The organism is Aminobacter sp. BA135, from assembly GCF_050859125.1.
Taxonomy (GTDB): Bacteria; Pseudomonadota; Alphaproteobacteria; order Rhizobiales; family Rhizobiaceae; genus Aminobacter; species Aminobacter ciceronei.
This window is the reverse complement of sequence record NZ_CP139572.1, coordinates 92,526-108,663: the sequence shown is the minus strand read 5'-3', so window position 1 is coordinate 108,663 and position 16,138 is coordinate 92,526. Positions and strand designations below refer to the sequence as shown.

The following is a 16,138-nucleotide window of genomic DNA, read 5'->3' as shown; positions in this document are numbered from 1 at the left end:
GACATCCATCATGTTGAAGCAACTCAGACCTGCGCTCGTCATGATCGTCGCGCTCACCGTCATCACCGGCCTTGCCTATCCGCTTGGCATGACCGGCATCGCCCAGGTGCTGTTCCCCAGACAGGCCAATGGCAGCCTGATCGAGAAGGACGGCAAGATCATCGGTTCCGAGCTGATCGGCCAGGCTTTCGCCGGCGAGCAGTACTTCCATGGTCGCCCCTCTGCCGCCGGCGACGGCTACAATGCCGCCGCTTCCTCGGGCTCCAACCTCGGCCCGACAAGCGCCAAGCTCATCGACCGCATCAAGGCCGAGGTGGAGGCGCTGAAGCAGAGCGATCCTGGCGCACCAGTGCCGGTGGAACTGGTCACCGCCTCTGGCAGCGGTCTTGATCCGCACCTGTCGCCTGAAGCTGCCTATTTCCAGGTGGCACGTGTGGCCAAGGCACGAGGTGCCGATGAGGCGGTCATCCGCAAGCTCGTCGACGGCCATGTCGAGGCGCGCGAACTCGGCTTCATGGGCGAACCGGTGGTCAACGTGCTCAAGCTCAATTTGGCCCTCGACGCAGCGGTTTCGCCCTGACAAGGTCGCGTCGGAGTTCCAGTGGGACTTCGGCGCGCCAGACTGCAAAAGAACAGATGCCAGACGATATCAGGGACAAGGAAGCCAGGCCTTCGCCGGACGCGCTGCTCGAGACGGCAGAGCGCGAAGGCCGCGGCCGTCTGAAGATATTTCTCGGTGCTGCCCCCGGCGTCGGCAAGACCTACGAGATGCTGATGTCGGGCCGCGCGCGCCTTGCCGACGGCACTGACGTTGTCATCGGCGTCGTCGAGACCCACGGCCGCCGCGAAACCCAGGCGCTGGTCGAAGGCTTCGAGGTCGTCCCGCGCAAGGCAGTCGACTACAAGGGGCGTACCCTCGAAGAGATGGACCTCGATGCCATCATCGCGCGCCGGCCGGCGCTCGCACTTGTCGATGAACTCGCCCACACCAATGCGCCCGGCAGCCGCCATCCCAAGCGTTATCTCGACGTCCAGGAGCTGTTGAGCCAGGGCATCGATGTCTACACCACGCTCAACATCCAGCATGTCGAGAGCCTCAATGACATCGTCGCCCAGATCACCCGCGTCACCGTGCGCGAGACGGTACCTGACTCCATCATCGATCGCGCTGACGACGTCGAGATCATCGATCTCACGCCCGACGACCTGATCAAGCGCCTGCACGAGGGCAAGGTCTATGTACCGTCCACGGCGCGCCGCGCCATCGAGAACTATTTTTCGCCCGGCAACCTGACCGCTCTGCGCGAACTGGCACTGCGCCGCACCGCCCAGCGCGTCGACGAGCAGTTGCTGACCCACATGCAGGCCAACGCCATTGAGGGGCCGTGGGCGGCCGGCGATCGCGTGCTGGTTGCCGTCGACGAGCATCCGCGCGGCGCCTCGCTGGTTCGTTATGCGCGCCGCCAGGCCGACCGCCTGCGTTGCCCATGGGCGGCACTCCATGTCGAGACGTCGCGCTCGGCCAATCTGCCCGACGCCGACAAGGACCGGCTCGCCGCGACCATGCGCCTTGCCGAGCAGCTTGGCGGCGAGGCGATCACCATTCCCGGCCAGTCGGTGGCTGCAGACATCGTCCGCCATGCCGCCACCCACAACTTCACCCACATCGTCGTCGGCAAGCCGGCCAAGTCGCGCTGGCGCGAGTATTTCGAGGGCTCGGTCACCCATGACCTGATCCGCCAGGCCGGCAACATCTCGGTGCACGTCACCTCGGGCACCGAGCAAGATGCGGGGCCTGCCTCGCAGGGCGTGAAGACGGCGCCAGCTCGGCGGCGCTTAGACCCATGGCCCTATCTCACGGCAGGGCTGCATGTCGTCGGCGCGCTTGTCGTGGGCATGGCGCTGCGGCAATTCCTCGATGTTCGCAACATCGCACTGGTCTTCCTGATGGCCGTGCTGAGCTCGGCGGTCACGCTCGGCCTTTGGCCGGCATTGTTTGCCTCGGTGCTCAGCGCGTTCGCCTATAACTTCTTCTTTTTGCCGCCGCTCTACACGCTGACCATCGCCGATCCGGAAAGCGTGGTCGCGCTGGTGTTCTTCCTCATCGTTGCGGTCATCGCCTCCAACCTGACCGGCCGTGTCCAGCGCCAGGCCGCCGCCGCCCGCGAGCGCGCCCGGATGACCGAGGACCTCTATCTCTTCTCCAAGAAGCTCGCCGGCACCGGTACGCTCGACGACGTGCTCTGGGCCACCGCCTTCCAGATCGCCTCGATGCTCCGGGTCCGCGTCGTCCTGCTTTTGCCCGAGGAGGGCACCATCGCCGTCAAGGCCGGCTATCCACCCGACGACACGCTCGTCGACGCCGACATCGCCGCCGCCAGATGGGCCTGGGAACACAACCGCGCCGCCGGCCGGGGCGCCGACACGCTGCCCGGCGCCAAGCGGCTTTACCTGCCGCTGCGCACGGGGCGCATGGCGGTGGGCGTCGTCGGTCTCGACAACGACCGCCAGGGCCCGATCCTCACGCCCGAGCAGCAGCGCCTGTTCGATGCGCTGGCCGACCAGGCGGCGGTCGCCATCGAGCGCATCCAGCTCGTCGCCGATGTCGATCGTGCCAGACTTGCCGTCGAGGCCGACAGGCTGCGCTCGGCGTTGCTCACCTCGATCTCGCACGACCTCAAGACCCCGCTCGCCAGCATCATGGGCGCGGCGGGCGCGCTGCGCGAGTTCGGCGTCTCGCTGCCCGAGGAGGGCAGGGCGGAGCTCGTCTCGACGGTTCTCGACGAATCCGAGCGGCTCAACCGCTTCATCGCCAATCTGCTTGACATGACCAAGATCGAGTCGGGCGCGATGGAGCCCAATGCGGCGCTGCACTATGTCGGCGACATTGTCGGCTCGGCGCTCCGCCGCGCGGCCAAGATCACCGCACAGCACAAGACCGAGCTCGATATGCCGGCCGACCTGCCGATGCTGAAGCTTGATCCGGTGCTGTTCGAGCAGGTTCTGTTCAATCTGCTCGACAATGCCGCGAAATATGCCCCCGAGGGCTCGACGATCCGCATCCGCGGCTGGGCCGACGGTGTGACGGTCGTCATCCAGCTCATGGACGAGGGCCCCGGAATTCCGCAGGCTGATCTGGAGCGCGTCTTCGATACGTTCTATCGCGTCCGCAAGGGCGACCATGTCCGCGCCGGCACCGGTCTCGGCCTGTCGATCTGCCGTGGCTTCGTCGAGGCGATGGGCGGCACAATCGTCGCCTCCAACCGCGCCGATCGGCCAGGTGCTGTCTTCACCATCACCATGCCGGTGCCGGTCGAGCGACCAAATGTTGGCGGACCTGCCTTGGGCGGATCAAACCTGGACGAAACTGCATGACCAACGCATCGGTGAAGATCCTGATCGTCGATGACGAGCCGCCGATCCGCAAGCTGCTGCGGGTCGGGCTTTCAACCCAGGGCTATGCCATCTCCGAGGCACCGGCGGCCAAGCCGGCGATGGTCATGGTCAAGGCCGAGAAGCCGGATCTCATCCTGCTCGATCTCGGCCTGCCCGACATGGGCGGCCATGATCTGCTCGCCGCGTGGCGGCAGGGGGGCCTGCAGGTGCCGGTCATCATCCTGTCCAGCCGCACCGACGAGGCCGGCATCGTCAAGGCGCTGGAACTTGGCGCAGACGACTATGTGACAAAACCTTTCGGCATGAACGAGCTTGCCGCGCGCATCCGCACCGCGCTTCGTCACCGGCTGCAGCAGCAGGGTGAAAAGCCGGTGTTCCAGACTGGCGAGCTGTCGGTCGACCTGGTCAAGCGCATCGTCAGGCTTGGCGGTCAGGAGGTGAAGCTGTCGCCCAAGGAATACGACATCTTGCGTGTACTGGTGCAGCATGCCGGCAAGGTTCTCACCCACCGCTTCCTGCTCGAGCATGTCTGGGGCGGCTCGGCCGACGTGCAATATCTCCGCGTCTATGTCCGCCAGCTCAGGCAGAAGATCGAAAAAACCCCCGACGAGCCGCACTACATCACCACAGAGACCGGCGTCGGCTACAGGCTGCGCGAGCCCGACTGACTTGCCGGACGGACGGCGTCACGGCCTGCAAGCAACCGGTCTATCGCGATCAGGGTGACGGCGATGACGAGAAAGGCTGCGGTCAACAGCGTAATGCTGGCCGTAAGCTGCTTGAAGTTCAGTGCTTCCGGATTGAGGAACCAGTAGGCGTACCAGCCGTCGGCAGCACCCCTGGCAAAGGCATAGCCGCAATAGGCCAGCGGCAGCGCCGCCGCCCACAGCGCGTCTCGCCATTTGAGCCCGACGTGATCCCAGACGAGCCACGTCAGGAAGAACAGGACCGGCGTCGCGTCATGCAGGGCATGGTCGGCCACCGCCTGCCAACCAATCGGCTGCCAGATCGCCCTCAGCAATACCGAGTAGATCAACCCGCCGAACACGATCGCCGCTGCCGTCACCAGCCGCGAGCGTCGCCCGGCCATCGCGCTGCCGGGGCTCAACGCCAAGGCGCTGGCCACCACCGCAGCCATCAGGTTCATGATGATGGTGAAGAACCCGAAGAACCGCCATACCGCCTCGACGACAGACGCGCCGTCGGCGGTCATCTGCCCGACCAGCAACACAAGCTGCAGCCCAAGCGCTGACCATGCGACAATTGCGGTGATGAAGGCCAGGCTGCGGCGAAGGGGCAAAGCGGGCATTCCCGAGTAATTTCAGCCGCCAAGCTACATCAACAGGCCGTCGGCGCAATGCGCCCGCAGAAACGAAAATCGCCCCCTCCGCTGAGCGAAGGGGGCGACGCATCAAGCCTGAATCCCGTAGGGATCACACATCCAGATTGGCAACGCTGAGTGCGTTTTCCTGGATGAAGTCGCGGCGCGGCTCGACCTCGTCGCCCATCAGGCGGGCAAACAGCGCGTCGGCGTCGGTGGCGTCGTTGACCTTGACCTGCAGCAGCGAGCGCACGTTCGGGTCGAGCGTCGTCTCCCACAGCTGCTCGGCGTTCATTTCGCCCAGGCCCTTGTAGCGCTGCATGGTCAGGCCCTTGCGGCCCGAGGCGAAGACGGCGGTCAGCAGCGCCAGCGGCCCTGCCAGGGTCTCCGAATTGTCCTTGCGGCGCAGCACCGGCGGCTGGGAATAGAGCTCGGTAAGGCGTGCAGCATAACGGTCAAGCGCGCGCGCGTCGGCCGAGTTGATCAGCGCCATGTCGAGGTGGATGCTTTCCTTGACGCTGCGCAGCGTGCGTTCGAAGACATAGCCGCCCGAGCCGTCATTGCTGGTCGCGATCTCGCCCGTCCAGCCGCGCTCGATGTCTTCCGAGATCAGGTCGAGGCGCTGGGCGATTGTTTCGGCCATTGCCTTGGCGCGGCCGAGATCGTTGAAGATGTCGGGGTTGAGCGCGCCGGCGATCGCCGCCTGCTCGACCACCGGCCTGGAATAACGCGTATGCAGGCCGTCGATCAGCGTGCGCACGCCAAGCGCGTCGGCCACGGCCGTACGCAGATCCTGACCGGTCCGCACCTCGCCCGATGCAAGCGTCAGCGACGCCTCGTCGAGACCGACATCGACAAGGTAATCCTCAAAGGCGCTCTCGTCCTTCAGATACTGCGAGCTCTTGCCGCGCGTCACCTTGTAGAGCGGCGGCTGGGCGATATAGAGGTGGCCGCGCTCGATCAGCTCCGGCATCTGGCGGAAGAAGAACGTCAGCAAAAGCGTGCGGATATGGGCGCCGTCGACGTCGGCGTCGGTCATGATGATGATCTTGTGGTAGCGCAGCTTGTCGGCGTTGAACTCGTCCTTGCCGATCGAGGTGCCGAGCGCAGTGATCAGCGTGCCGATCATGTCAGACGACAGCATGCGGTCGAAGCGCGCACGCTCGACGTTGAGGATCTTGCCGCGCAGCGGCAGGATCGCCTGGTTCTGGCGCGAGCGGCCGCTCTTGGCGGAGCCGCCTGCCGAGTCACCCTCGACGATGAAGATTTCGGACTTGGCCGGATCGCGCTCCTGGCAGTCGGCCAGCTTGCCGGGCAGCGAGGTGATGTCGAGCACGCCCTTGCGGCGGGTCAGCTCCCGCGCTTTGCGCGCTGCTTCGCGCGCGGCAGCGGCCTCAACCACCTTGGCGATCAGCGTCTTGGCTTCGGTCGGGTGCTCCTCGAGCCAGGTGCCGAGTGCTTCGTTGACCAGGCTCTCCACCACCGGACGAACCTCGGAGGACACCAGCTTGTCCTTGGTCTGCGACGAAAACTTCGGATCGGGAACCTTGACCGAAAGCACCGCTGTCAGGCCCTCGCGGGTGTCGTCTGCGGTGATCGAGACCTTTTCCTTCTTCGAAATGCCCGAGGTTTCGGCATAGCCGGTCACCTGGCGCGTCAGGGCACCGCGGAAGCCGGCAAGGTGTGTGCCGCCGTCGCGCTGCGGGATGTTGTTGGTGAAGGCCAGCACGTTCTCGTGGTAGCTGTCGTTCCACCACATCGCCACTTCGACCGTGATGCCGTCGCGCTCGGCACGGATGGCGATCGGTGCCGCGATCAGCGGCTTCTTGGCGCGGTCGAGATACTTCACGAATTCGATCAGGCCGCCGTCATAGAGCAACTCCTGCACCTTCACGTCGGCATGGCGCTTGTCGGACAAGACGATGCGCACGCCCGAATTCAGGAAGGCCAGCTCGCGCAGGCGATGTTCCAGCGTGTTGTAGTCGAAATCCACCATGGTGAAGGTCTCGGACGAGGGCAGGAAGGTCACTTCCGTGCCGGTCTCGTCGCCGGCCTGTCCCACCACCTTCAGCGGCGCCACGGCATTGCCGTGGCTGAAGGTCATCTCGTGGATTTCGCCCTTGCGGCGGATTCTGAGCTTCAGCCACACCGACAATGCGTTGACGACGGACACGCCGACGCCGTGCAGGCCGCCCGACACCTTGTAGGAGTTCTGGTCGAACTTACCGCCAGCATGCAGCTGCGTCATGATCACCTCGGCGGCGGAAACGCCTTCCGAAGGGTGGATATCGGTCGGAATGCCGCGGCCGTTGTCGGTCACGGTCACCGATCCATCGGGATTGAGTGACACCGTCACCAGCGTGGCATGGCCGGCCAGCGCCTCGTCGATCGCGTTGTCGACGACCTCATAGACCATATGGTGCAGGCCCGAGCCGTCGTCAGTGTCGCCGATATACATGCCTGGGCGCTTGCGGACGGCATCCAACCCCTTCAAAACCTTGATGGAATCTGCGCCGTACTCGGCTTCTGCGCCGGGAAGGTTCTCGGACTGGTCGCTCATGAAAAACTTTCGTCTGACTGCCGCAGGAGGACGCGGCAAAATCGGCCCCGAATCGCACGCCCGTTGGTACCCGAGATATAGGCGTTAAGTGTGGTTTTTCCAAGTTTTACCGGGCTTTTGCGACGGGATAACGCCACGTCGCGTGGCCTTGCGGCGCCTCGCCTTCCGGCTTGATGGTTCGGCCCATCCGGGCCGTCTGCAGCCGGTGCCGAAAACGAGTAGAGACGCCGTCTACGCGAGCCAAAAATGCCGACAAGCTGCTACCGGGGGCCGACCAACGGCAGCATCTTGGCCGTGTTGCCTGAGGAGGCTGCCTATTGTTGGCAAACTGGCGAAACTATGTGATTTCTCTTCCGTCTATGTAGTCGGGGTTTGGAACAAACACCGCGCTGGCGCATTCAGGCTCGTCAATACTGCCGTCCCACTTCTGTCTGACGCCGTGGGGCCCGCTTTTTGCCGACCTACGCTTTTTACAACAGATTTCAGGCGAGAAAATTCTCATCCATGCCGACCACAAGACCATTGAAGGCCGACGACAAGATTTCCAATCCGATCGTTTCAGGCGAACTCGCCGGGCTCATCGAGGCCCTGGACTGGACGTCTACGCCGATCGGCCCGATCGGCTCCTGGCCAGCAGTCGTGCGCATGACGATCCGCATCATGCTGGCATCGGCAATGCCGATGTGCCTGCTCATCGGCCGCAAGGGCGTGATGATCTACAACGACGCCTATCGCGACATCGCGGGCGCGAGGCATCCGGCCTGCCTCGGCACTTCGGTCTTTGACAGTTGGCCCGAGGTCGCGCAGTTCAACCGTACCGTCATCGACCGCATCTTCGATGGAGAAACGCTGACCTACGAGGATCAGGAACTGGTGCTGTGGCGCAATGGTGCCGCCGAACGCGTCTGGCTCGAGCTCGACTACAGTCCGTTGCTCGACGACGACGGCGAGGCGGTCGGTGCATTTGCGATCCTGGCTGAAACCACCAAGCGCGTACGTGCCGAAAAGGCACTCGCCCGCAGCGAGGAGCGCCTGTCGCTGGCGCTCGAGGCGTCGGGCATCGTCGGTGCCTGGGAACTCGATCTGACCAGCCGGATCGTCACAGCCGACGCCCGTTTCGCCGAGATGTTCGGCGTCGGCCTCGCGGCCGCCGAACAGGGCATTTCGGCTGAAGGCTTCTTCAGGCGCATCCATCCCGCCGACCGGGACTTCGTCGCGCGCAAGACCGACGAAGCAATCGCCAATCGCGGCGGATTTCGGGCCGAGTATCGCCTCGTCGACGACGATGGCGGTATCCGTTGGGTGCTTGCCACCGGCAAGTTTTTCGAAACCGTCGGCGGCAATCCGCGTCTGCCGGGCGTCGTCATCGACATCACCGAGCGCAAGGCGGTCGAGGCGGCACTGGCGGCAAGCGAAGCCGGCTTCCGCACGCTTGCCGACACCATGCCGCAGATGGTTTGGTCGACCAGGCCCGACGGTTTCCATGACTATTACAATGCGCGCTGGTACGAATTCACCGGCATGCCGCTCGGTTCGACGGATGGCGAGGCATGGGCAGGTATGTTCCATCCCGACGACCAGGACCGCGCCTGGGAGTTGTGGCGCCATTCGCTCGCCACCGGCGAGCCCTACCAGATCGAGTACCGGCTGCGTCATGCCAATGGCGAATACCGCTGGACACTGGGTCGGGCGCTGGCCATCCGCAACGAGGCCGGCGAGATCATCCGCTGGTTTGGCACCTGTACCGACATCCATGAAACCAAGCAGGTTGCCGAGGAGCGCGAGATCGTCGCGCACGAGCTCAGCCACCGCATCAAGAACATCTTTTCGGTTCTCAACGGCATCATCAGCCTGTCGGCGCGGTCCCATCCCGACATCAAGCCCTTGGCCGACCAACTCAGGCAGCGCATCAGCGCGATGGGCAAGGCGCATGATTTTGTCCGGCCGCACAGCCAGGCATCGCGGCCGCAGAACAACCAGTCTTCGCTGCGCGCCCTGGTCGAGCTTCTGCTCGCTCCGCATGTCGGCGACGATTCCGGCCGTTTTACCTTCCACGGTGACGACGCCACCATCGACGACGGCGCGGCCACTCCGCTTGCGTTGCTGTTTCATGAGCTTGCCACCAATGCGGCGAAATATGGCGCCTTGGCGGAGGCCGATGGCCGCGTGGTCATCGACGCTGTTTTGAGCGGCGACAAGTATCGCATGGTCTGGAAGGAGACGGGTGGCGCGCCAGTTTCGGGGCCGCCCGCCGGCGAAGGTTTCGGCAGCCGCCTGATCACACTCAGCGTCCAGGGCCAGCTTGGCGGCACGCTGCAGCGGCGCTGGAACGCGGATGGGCTCGAAGTAGAACTGACGATGCCGGCAGCACAGCTCAACCGTTCGGCAACGTTGCGGCGCTAAAGCGACGACAAAGGGCGCAGCGGCTTCGGCCGGAGCGCCCTTGATGGTGTTGAGTCGTCGCGTTTTCGTCAGGCGGTTACGCCAAGTCCGTCCTCGCGCTCATTGCAATTATCCGCTCCAAACAGCTTCAGCCGCGTTGGCGGTTCTGCGGCAAGGCGGTGTCGGCGCGCCACTGCATATCGTACCGCTTCAGACAATTCTTCGTCCATCACCGGCTTGGGCAGTACGCCGATCGTGCCGGGAACGCCGTCGCCCAGTTGCGAAGGGTTGGCGGTGATGAACAGCACCGTCACGCCGAACTGTTCGGCAAGAATCTTGCCCAGTGAAGGGCCGGTAGGGCCATCCCGCAAATTGAGGTCAACAAGCGCTATTTCGGCATGCCGCGCCAAGTCGAGGGCACTCGCCGAGTCCATGGCGATGCCGATCGGTTGGTGTCCTAGCTCTTCGAGCATGCTTTCAATTTCGGTGGCAACGAATATCTCGTCTTCAACCACCATCACCTTGCAGTTCATCATGTCACTCTACACGCGTACTCCCTGTTGATTGGTTGCATGGCCAAACGTCACCGTCAGGGATAGGTTGCATGCCAGGGCGGTGAATTTCCGCAAAGACAATGTTTGTCGCCTCAATTTTGGTCCTGAGGCAACGACGTGGTCAACCGACACGGAGCGGCTTCAGCGCTTCGCTCCAGCGGAACAGTTCGTTGAGCATCGTCTTGGCGCTGTCCTCGATCAGCGCGTTCGACTTGAACTCGCCATCCTCGGCGAGGTGCTGGGTGAAGGCGGGGATGGCGATCGCCTCGGGGATCGGCATGATCTTCAGCGTCGTCAAAAGCATCTTTTCCGACTGCACGGCGCGCAGGCCGGCAGAGACGCCGCCATAGCTCAGGAAACCGGCCGGCTTGTAGTTCCACTCGCGCGCCAGATAGTTGACCGCGTTCACCAGCGCAGGCGCGGCGAAGAAATTGTACTCCGGCGTCACGAACACGAACGCGTCGCCGGCTTTGATCGCCTCGGACCACTTCTTCGTATGCTCGTTCTCGTACTGACCGAGCCTTGGGTGTCTGGGCTCGTCGAAGATCGGTAGGCCGAAGGCCTCGATGTCGGTGATGACGGGTTCGAACTTGCCATGCTCGCGCGCATAGGCATCGAGCCAGCGGGCGAAAACGGGTCCGACGCGGCCGGGGCGGGTGCTGGCCACGACGATATTGAGCTGGTGTTTCAAGATTTCAGTCCTTGGCAGGTAAGGGGGCGGTATCAAAAGGTGACTGGCGGGAGATAGTCGCCTGGACCCTGCCATGGCAAGAAGGCACCTTGAGGTAACCCGGTCACTTCTCGGTCATCGTCCCGTTCCGCCGCATGGACGTGCCCACTCTCCATGCCTACATTCCACGGATGAGGCATATTTGATGGACACAAGACCCGAACCCTTCGTCCCGCCCGCGCCGACGCCGCGCACCACGCCGCCGTCGACGCTGGAGATGATGCGCATCGTCTATCGCAATCCGCTCGAGTTGTGGGGCGAGCCGTCCTACAACGAGCCGTGGATTTCGGTAAACGGCGTCGGCGGTCCGCTGGTCATCGCCAACGATCCCGGGCTCATCCGTCACGTGCTGGTCGACAACGCCAAGAACTACAAGATGGCGACCGTCCGCCAGATGATCCTGCGACCGATCCTGCGCGATGGTCTGCTGACCGCCGAGGGCGACGTCTGGAAGCGTTCCCGCAAGGCTATGGCCCCGGTCTTTACCCCGCGCCATATTTTCGGTTTCGCCCAGCCGATGCTCGCCCGCACCCTCGACTTCGTCAAACGTTACGAGGACGCCTCAGGCACCGTCGATGTTGCCCACGACATGACAATGCTGACCTACGAGATTCTGGCCGAGACGCTGTTTTCGGGCGAGATCGCGGGCGAGGCCGGCAGCTTCGCCCACGAGATCGACCGGCTGTTCGAGACCATGGGTCGCGTCGACCCGCTCGACCTGTTACGCGCGCCCGAATGGCTGCCGCGCCTCACCCGCATCCGCGGCCGCAAGACCATGGCCTATTTCCGCAAGATCGTCACCGACACGGTGGCGATGCGCAGCGACAAGCTGGTGCGTGACGCAGCCGGCGCGCCCGAGGATTTCCTGACCCTGCTCTTGCGTGCCGAAGGCCCCGATGGCCTGTCGCGCCAGGAGATCGAAGACAACATCATCACCTTCATCGGCGCCGGCCACGAGACCACGGCCCGCGCGCTCGGCTGGACCATCTATTGCCTCGCCGAGGCGACCTGGGAGCGCGACCGCATCGAGCAGGAAATCGACGAGGTGCTGGCCCGCGAGCCAGACCCGGTCAAGTGGCTCGACGCCATGCCGCTCACCCGTGCTGCCTTCGAAGAGGCGCTGAGGCTCTACCCACCGGCGCCATCGATCAACCGCGAGCCGATCGCCGAGGACGAATACAAGGGCTTCAAGATCCCGCGCAAGGCGCAGGTTCTGGTCATGCCCTGGACGGTCCATCGACATCGCAAGCTCTGGGACAAGCCGGACGCGTTTCTGCCCGAGCGTTTCCATCCCGAAAACCGCGACAGGATCGACCGCTACCAGTATTTGCCCTTCGGCGCCGGTCCGCGTGTCTGCATCGGCATGAGTTTCGCCATGCAGGAAGCCATCATCGCGCTCGCCATCCTGCTCTCCCGCTTCCGCTTCGACACCGTCGCCGAGACAAAACCATGGCCGGTACAGAAGCTGACCACCCAGCCGCAAGGCGGCCTGCCGATGCGAGTGACGCAGCGGTGACAGCATCTTTCTCCCCGTTTGAGGAGGGGCGGCGCGACGCTCGGCAGAGCGATGTCAGTGTCGCTCGACGCCGCCTTCCCACAAAGAGAGGACGGGGAATCCGGGAGCGCCACAGGGAGGCTGACATGAGCGACCGCGCCGTCCTCGTCCGCATATCAGGCCGCGTCCAGGGCGTCAGTTTCCGCATCTGGACGCAGCGCGAGGCCCGTCGCCTCGGCCTGAATGGCTGGGTCCGCAATGAGCGAGACGGCTCCGTCAGCGCCCTGATCTCAGGTCCTGAGGGGGCAGTAACCTCGATGCTGGACGCATTTTGGCAAGGGCCGCCCGGCTGTGAAGTCCGCAGCGTGGTGCAGGAAACGGCCAGTCCTGCGGACGCTTCCGCCGGCTTCAACATCACCGCTTGACCAACGCAACCGCGCCGACTGGCGCTTCCTCTCCCCCCGTCGAGGGGGGAAGGGGTACGCACCACGACCCGGGTGGTGCTTAGGGGCGGTTGTTCAGCGTACTGCTCGCCAACATCACGCCTTCACGAAAGGCTCGACAGTGCCCTTGAGCTTGATGGTGATCGGCTCGCCGAAGCGGTCCTTGGACTTGCCGGCCGGCACACGGATCCAGCCTTCGCTGACGCAATACTCGCTGACGTCCTGACGCTCTTTGCCGTTGAACATGATGCCGACGCCAGCCTCCAGCGCCTCTGCGTTGAAAAAGGGACTGCGCGGGTCGTTGCTCAGGCGGTCGGGCAGGGACATTGCCATCTCCAGTAACTAGGGCGCCCCCTGGGCGCGAACCTCGTGCCCGCATCGCGAGCTTTGCGAGGCCTGTTAAGGGCAATGGCGGCAGGCGTAAAGAGCCAACGGCTGCTCGATGCTCAGTTCCGCCCCTGGAAGGCGTTCTCGACATGCACCGGCCAACGACGCGGCAGCACCGCCACCATGTCGAAACGCACCGAAAGCTTGCCATAGTCGGGCTGCCGCGCGAGCCACAAATCGGCAGCGCCCTCGATGCGCCGTTCTGACCCATAGGCGACGGCCTCCATCGCCTCGACCAGCGTTCTACGCGCCTTCACCTCGACGATCAGCACCAAGTCGCCGCGCCGCGCGATCAAGTCGATCTCGCCGAGCTTGGTCTTGTAGCGGCGAGCGACGATCCGATAGCCCTTGAGCATCAGCGCAAGCGCGGCCAGCCATTCGCCGCGATGGCCGCGGCCCAGTGCCTTCTGCCGGGTGCGCCGGTCAGTCACTGGATCCTTCCCGGAGCTCCAGCAATCGGCGATAAAGCGCTGGCTTCTGCTGGCCGGTCATGCGCGCGGCTTCCGCCGCCGCCTTCGACGCCGGCATCTCGCTGGCCAGCGACAGCAGGAGCTTGTCGACGTCGTCGGCCGTCTCGGTCCGCTCCTCGGGCGGCGCAACACAGATGACGATCTCGCCCTTCGGCGTGTCGGCCGCGGCATAGTGCGCGGCGAGCTCGGCCAGCGTGCCGGTGCGGATTTCCTCGAAGGCCTTGGTCAGTTCGCGGCCGATCGCTGCCTGGCGCGCGCCGAGCACCTCGGCCATCGCCACGAGCGTGTCGGCCAGCCGGCGCGGCGATTCAAAAAAGATCAGCGTTCCGGGCACGGCCCTGACCTCCTCGAGCCGTGTCCGCTTCTGGCCGTCCTTGACCGGCAGGAAGCCGGCAAAGAAGAACGCGTCCGAAGGCAGCCCCGAGGCGGTCAGTGCCGCCAGCACCGCCGAGGCGCCGGGGATCGGCACGACGCGAATGCCGCGCTCCTGTGCTTGCCCGACAAGGCGAAAACCCGGATCGGAAACAAGCGGCGTTCCCGCGTCCGATACAAGTGCTACACTGCGACCGTTTTCCAGTGCCTCGATCAGCCGCGGCCCGGCTTCGCCGGCATTGTGCTCGTGATAGGCGGTCGGCCGCTGGCGGATGCCGTAGCGGTCGAGCAGGACGCGGGTGACGCGCGTGTCCTCGCAGGCGACATGGTCGGCCCCAGCCAGCGTCTCCAGCGCGCGCAGCGTGATGTCGCCGAGATTGCCGATCGGCGTCGCCACCAGATAGAGCGCAGGCGTCAGCGGCCGCGCCGCGATCTCGGTCTGTCCGATGACATAGACCCGCTTGTTTTCGTTGTTCTGCACGCCGCCTCGCTTTCACCTTCTCCTTGGCATGGTCCGGTCCGGCTTGCAAAAGGATGTGATCGATTCTGCCATGGCTTTGCCACAGTGCGGGAAGCAAATCGCCGCCGCGGATCGGAACAGAGCGATTCGTGAACAGAGGCAATCGTACTGGCCATGCCCCATCGTTTCGACGCTTTCATCTCCCGCCTCGACGCCGCCGCCAAGGCGGCTCCACCCTCACGCCTTGTAGGCGACCAGCACCGCACCCGCCGCGATCAGCGCGACGCCGAGCCAGTTCGCCGTGCCAAGTCGCTCGCCAAGGAAAATGACGCCAAACACCGCGACAAGAACGACGCTTAGCTTGTCGATCGGCGCCACCTGCGCCGCGTTTCCGAGCTTCAGCGCGCGGAAGTAGCACAGCCACGACGCCCCCGTGGCCAGCCCGGAAAGCACGAGGAACAGATAGGTCTTGCTCGAAATCTCGACGAGCGACTGGAACTGCCCGGTGGCGGCAATGATCGCGCCGAGCACCAGAAGGATCACCACAGTCCTGATCAGCGTCGCGAAGTCGGAATTGATGTTCTCGATGCCGACCTTGGCGAATATCGCCGTCAGCGCCGCGAAAGTGGCTGAGAGAATGGCCCAGAACTGCCAGGAATCTAGGGATGAATTCATGTTGGCTCCGTCGTTCTGATCTCTTGGCTGCTGGATCGTTGCTTGCCCATGCTGTACCGGACGCCTGAAAATTTCGAAATCAGGCTGATACCATGGCGACGCACAAGACCTATTCCATCTCCGACCTGCGCGACAGGCCGGAATTCGCAGGCGACGTCGCCGACCGCATCTGGAACGCCTGGTGGCGTCAGGACGGCCACGAACGCGCCTTAATCAGGGGCCTCGTCGACGAGAATTTTGCCTCGACCGGCCTGCCGCAGGCGTTCGTCGCCCATGACGGCGACACCTTTCTCGGCACCGCTCACCTGATCGACAACGATCTCGAATCGCGGCCGCAATATTCGCCCTGGGTGGCCGCCGTCTGGGTCGATGAAACCGCCAGGAGGTCCGGCATCGGCGCGGCTCTTGTCCAGGCCGGGGCGGACGCCGCGTTCGGGCAGGGTTTCGACACCGCCTATCTCTGCGCCAAACCTGCCGTCTCCGCCTTCTACGAGCGCCTCGGCTGGCAGCGCATCGAGGAAGACGTCGAGGGGCTCAACGTCTTTTCGATGAAGCGTGGTGCCTGATCGGCCTTAGCGCAGGTGCCTCGGCACCCGCTCTTCCAGCAGCGTCACCAGTGCCGGGTCCATGAAAGCGTAGTCGTCGGGAATATCGAGGCAGACGACGCGCGCCTTCAGCGACCTGCGGAATTTCTTCTGCAGCTTGGTGCGGTGAGCCTTTTCCATGACGAAGATGATGTCGGCCCACGCCACCAGTTCCGCTGTCAGCGGGTTCTCGGCATCGTGGTTTGTGCCAGCCGAGTCGACCTCCATGTCGCGCCGGGCGGCAAACACCTGCTCGGCCGTCGGGCTGCGCAACTTGTTCTGGCTGCAGACGAAGAGCACGTTCTTCAT

16 protein-coding genes are annotated in these 16,138 nt (G+C 64.3%); 7 read left to right on the top strand and 9 right to left on the bottom strand.

Features of this window, described 5'->3' with window-relative positions:
• The first annotated feature begins 10 nt into the window (after nt 1-10).
• From kdpC to SLT36_RS00540, 3 genes are read left to right on the top strand one after another with little or no spacing between them, the layout of a single operon-like run.
• Nucleotides 11-580, top strand: coding sequence for a potassium-transporting ATPase subunit KdpC (gene kdpC, locus SLT36_RS00550; protein ID WP_432285302.1), 570 nt, complete (start codon nt 11-13; stop codon nt 578-580).
• A gap of 56 nt (nt 581-636) precedes the next feature.
• Nucleotides 637-3,375 (top strand): DUF4118 domain-containing protein, encoded by a 2,739-nt coding sequence (locus tag SLT36_RS00545; protein ID WP_432285301.1) that lies wholly within the window; start codon nt 637-639, stop codon nt 3,373-3,375.
• Nucleotides 3,372-4,064 (top strand): response regulator transcription factor, encoded by a 693-nt coding sequence (locus SLT36_RS00540; protein WP_432285300.1) that lies wholly within the window; start codon nt 3,372-3,374, stop codon nt 4,062-4,064. The genes SLT36_RS00545 and SLT36_RS00540 overlap by 4 nt, the downstream gene beginning before the upstream one ends.
• Here the strand turns inward: SLT36_RS00540 and SLT36_RS00535 are convergent.
• Nucleotides 4,040-4,705: a Pr6Pr family membrane protein gene (locus tag SLT36_RS00535; protein ID WP_432285299.1), complete on the bottom strand. Its 666-nt coding sequence runs from the start codon at nt 4,703-4,705 to the stop codon at nt 4,040-4,042. The two genes, SLT36_RS00540 and SLT36_RS00535, sit on opposite strands and share 25 nt — an antisense overlap.
• Before the next feature lie 124 nt (nt 4,706-4,829).
• Nucleotides 4,830-7,277 carry a DNA topoisomerase (ATP-hydrolyzing) subunit B gene (gene gyrB / locus SLT36_RS00530; RefSeq protein WP_432285298.1) on the bottom strand — a complete coding sequence of 816 codons (2,448 nt, stop codon included), beginning with the start codon at nt 7,275-7,277 and terminating at the stop codon, nt 4,830-4,832.
• Between the two features lie 504 nt (nt 7,278-7,781).
• On the opposite strand from gyrB, the gene SLT36_RS00525 reads away from it, so the two are divergent.
• Nucleotides 7,782-9,680, top strand: coding sequence for a PAS domain-containing protein (locus tag SLT36_RS00525; protein WP_432285296.1), 1,899 nt, complete (start codon nt 7,782-7,784; stop codon nt 9,678-9,680).
• Nucleotides 9,681-9,748: 68 nt separating this feature from the next.
• Here the strand turns inward: SLT36_RS00525 and SLT36_RS00520 are convergent, their stop codons facing one another.
• Entirely contained in the window at nt 9,749-10,195 is a 447-nt protein-coding gene (locus tag SLT36_RS00520; RefSeq protein WP_432285295.1) for a response regulator, read from the bottom strand.
• Nucleotides 10,196-10,334: 139 nt separating this feature from the next.
• Entirely contained in the window at nt 10,335-10,904 is a 570-nt protein-coding gene (locus tag SLT36_RS00515) for an NADPH-dependent FMN reductase (protein ID WP_432285293.1), read from the bottom strand.
• Between the two features lie 184 nt (nt 10,905-11,088).
• Between SLT36_RS00515 and SLT36_RS00510 the strand changes: the two genes are divergently transcribed.
• Together SLT36_RS00510 and SLT36_RS00505 are read left to right on the top strand one after the other, a co-directional pair.
• Nucleotides 11,089-12,459 (top strand): cytochrome P450, encoded by a 1,371-nt coding sequence (locus SLT36_RS00510; RefSeq protein WP_432285291.1) that lies wholly within the window; start codon nt 11,089-11,091, stop codon nt 12,457-12,459.
• Between the two features lie 125 nt (nt 12,460-12,584).
• Nucleotides 12,585-12,863 carry an acylphosphatase gene (locus SLT36_RS00505; protein WP_432285289.1) on the top strand — a complete coding sequence of 93 codons (279 nt, stop codon included), beginning with the start codon at nt 12,585-12,587 and terminating at the stop codon, nt 12,861-12,863.
• A 114-nt stretch (nt 12,864-12,977) separates the two neighbouring features.
• On the opposite strand, the gene SLT36_RS00500 is transcribed toward SLT36_RS00505, so the two are convergent.
• The 4 genes from SLT36_RS00500 to SLT36_RS00485 all read right to left on the bottom strand — a co-directional run bounded on the left by SLT36_RS00500 (nt 12,978) and on the right by SLT36_RS00485 (nt 15,245).
• The gene (locus SLT36_RS00500; RefSeq protein WP_067954580.1) at nt 12,978-13,208 is read right to left on the bottom strand and encodes a DUF3297 family protein; all 231 of its coding nucleotides are present in this window, start codon (nt 13,206-13,208) and stop codon (nt 12,978-12,980) included.
• Between the two features lie 119 nt (nt 13,209-13,327).
• Nucleotides 13,328-13,699 carry a YraN family protein gene (locus tag SLT36_RS00495; RefSeq protein ID WP_067954578.1) on the bottom strand — a complete coding sequence of 124 codons (372 nt, stop codon included), beginning with the start codon at nt 13,697-13,699 and terminating at the stop codon, nt 13,328-13,330.
• Entirely contained in the window at nt 13,692-14,591 is a 900-nt protein-coding gene (gene rsmI / locus SLT36_RS00490; protein WP_432285287.1) for a 16S rRNA (cytidine(1402)-2'-O)-methyltransferase, read from the bottom strand. The genes SLT36_RS00495 and rsmI overlap by 8 nt, the downstream gene beginning before the upstream one ends.
• Before the next feature lie 216 nt (nt 14,592-14,807).
• Nucleotides 14,808-15,245, bottom strand: coding sequence for an EamA family transporter (locus SLT36_RS00485; RefSeq protein WP_432285286.1), 438 nt, complete (start codon nt 15,243-15,245; stop codon nt 14,808-14,810).
• 92 nt (nt 15,246-15,337) lie between these two features.
• Here SLT36_RS00485 and SLT36_RS00480 point away from each other — a divergent pair, with 92 nt between their 5' ends.
• Nucleotides 15,338-15,811: a GNAT family N-acetyltransferase gene (locus SLT36_RS00480; RefSeq protein ID WP_432285285.1), complete on the top strand. Its 474-nt coding sequence runs from the start codon at nt 15,338-15,340 to the stop codon at nt 15,809-15,811.
• A gap of 6 nt (nt 15,812-15,817) precedes the next feature.
• Here the strand turns inward: SLT36_RS00480 and SLT36_RS00475 are convergent, their stop codons facing one another.
• On the bottom strand, nt 15,818-16,138 hold the full coding sequence (locus SLT36_RS00475) for a low molecular weight protein tyrosine phosphatase family protein (RefSeq protein ID WP_432285284.1): 321 nt from the start codon (nt 16,136-16,138) through the stop codon (nt 15,818-15,820).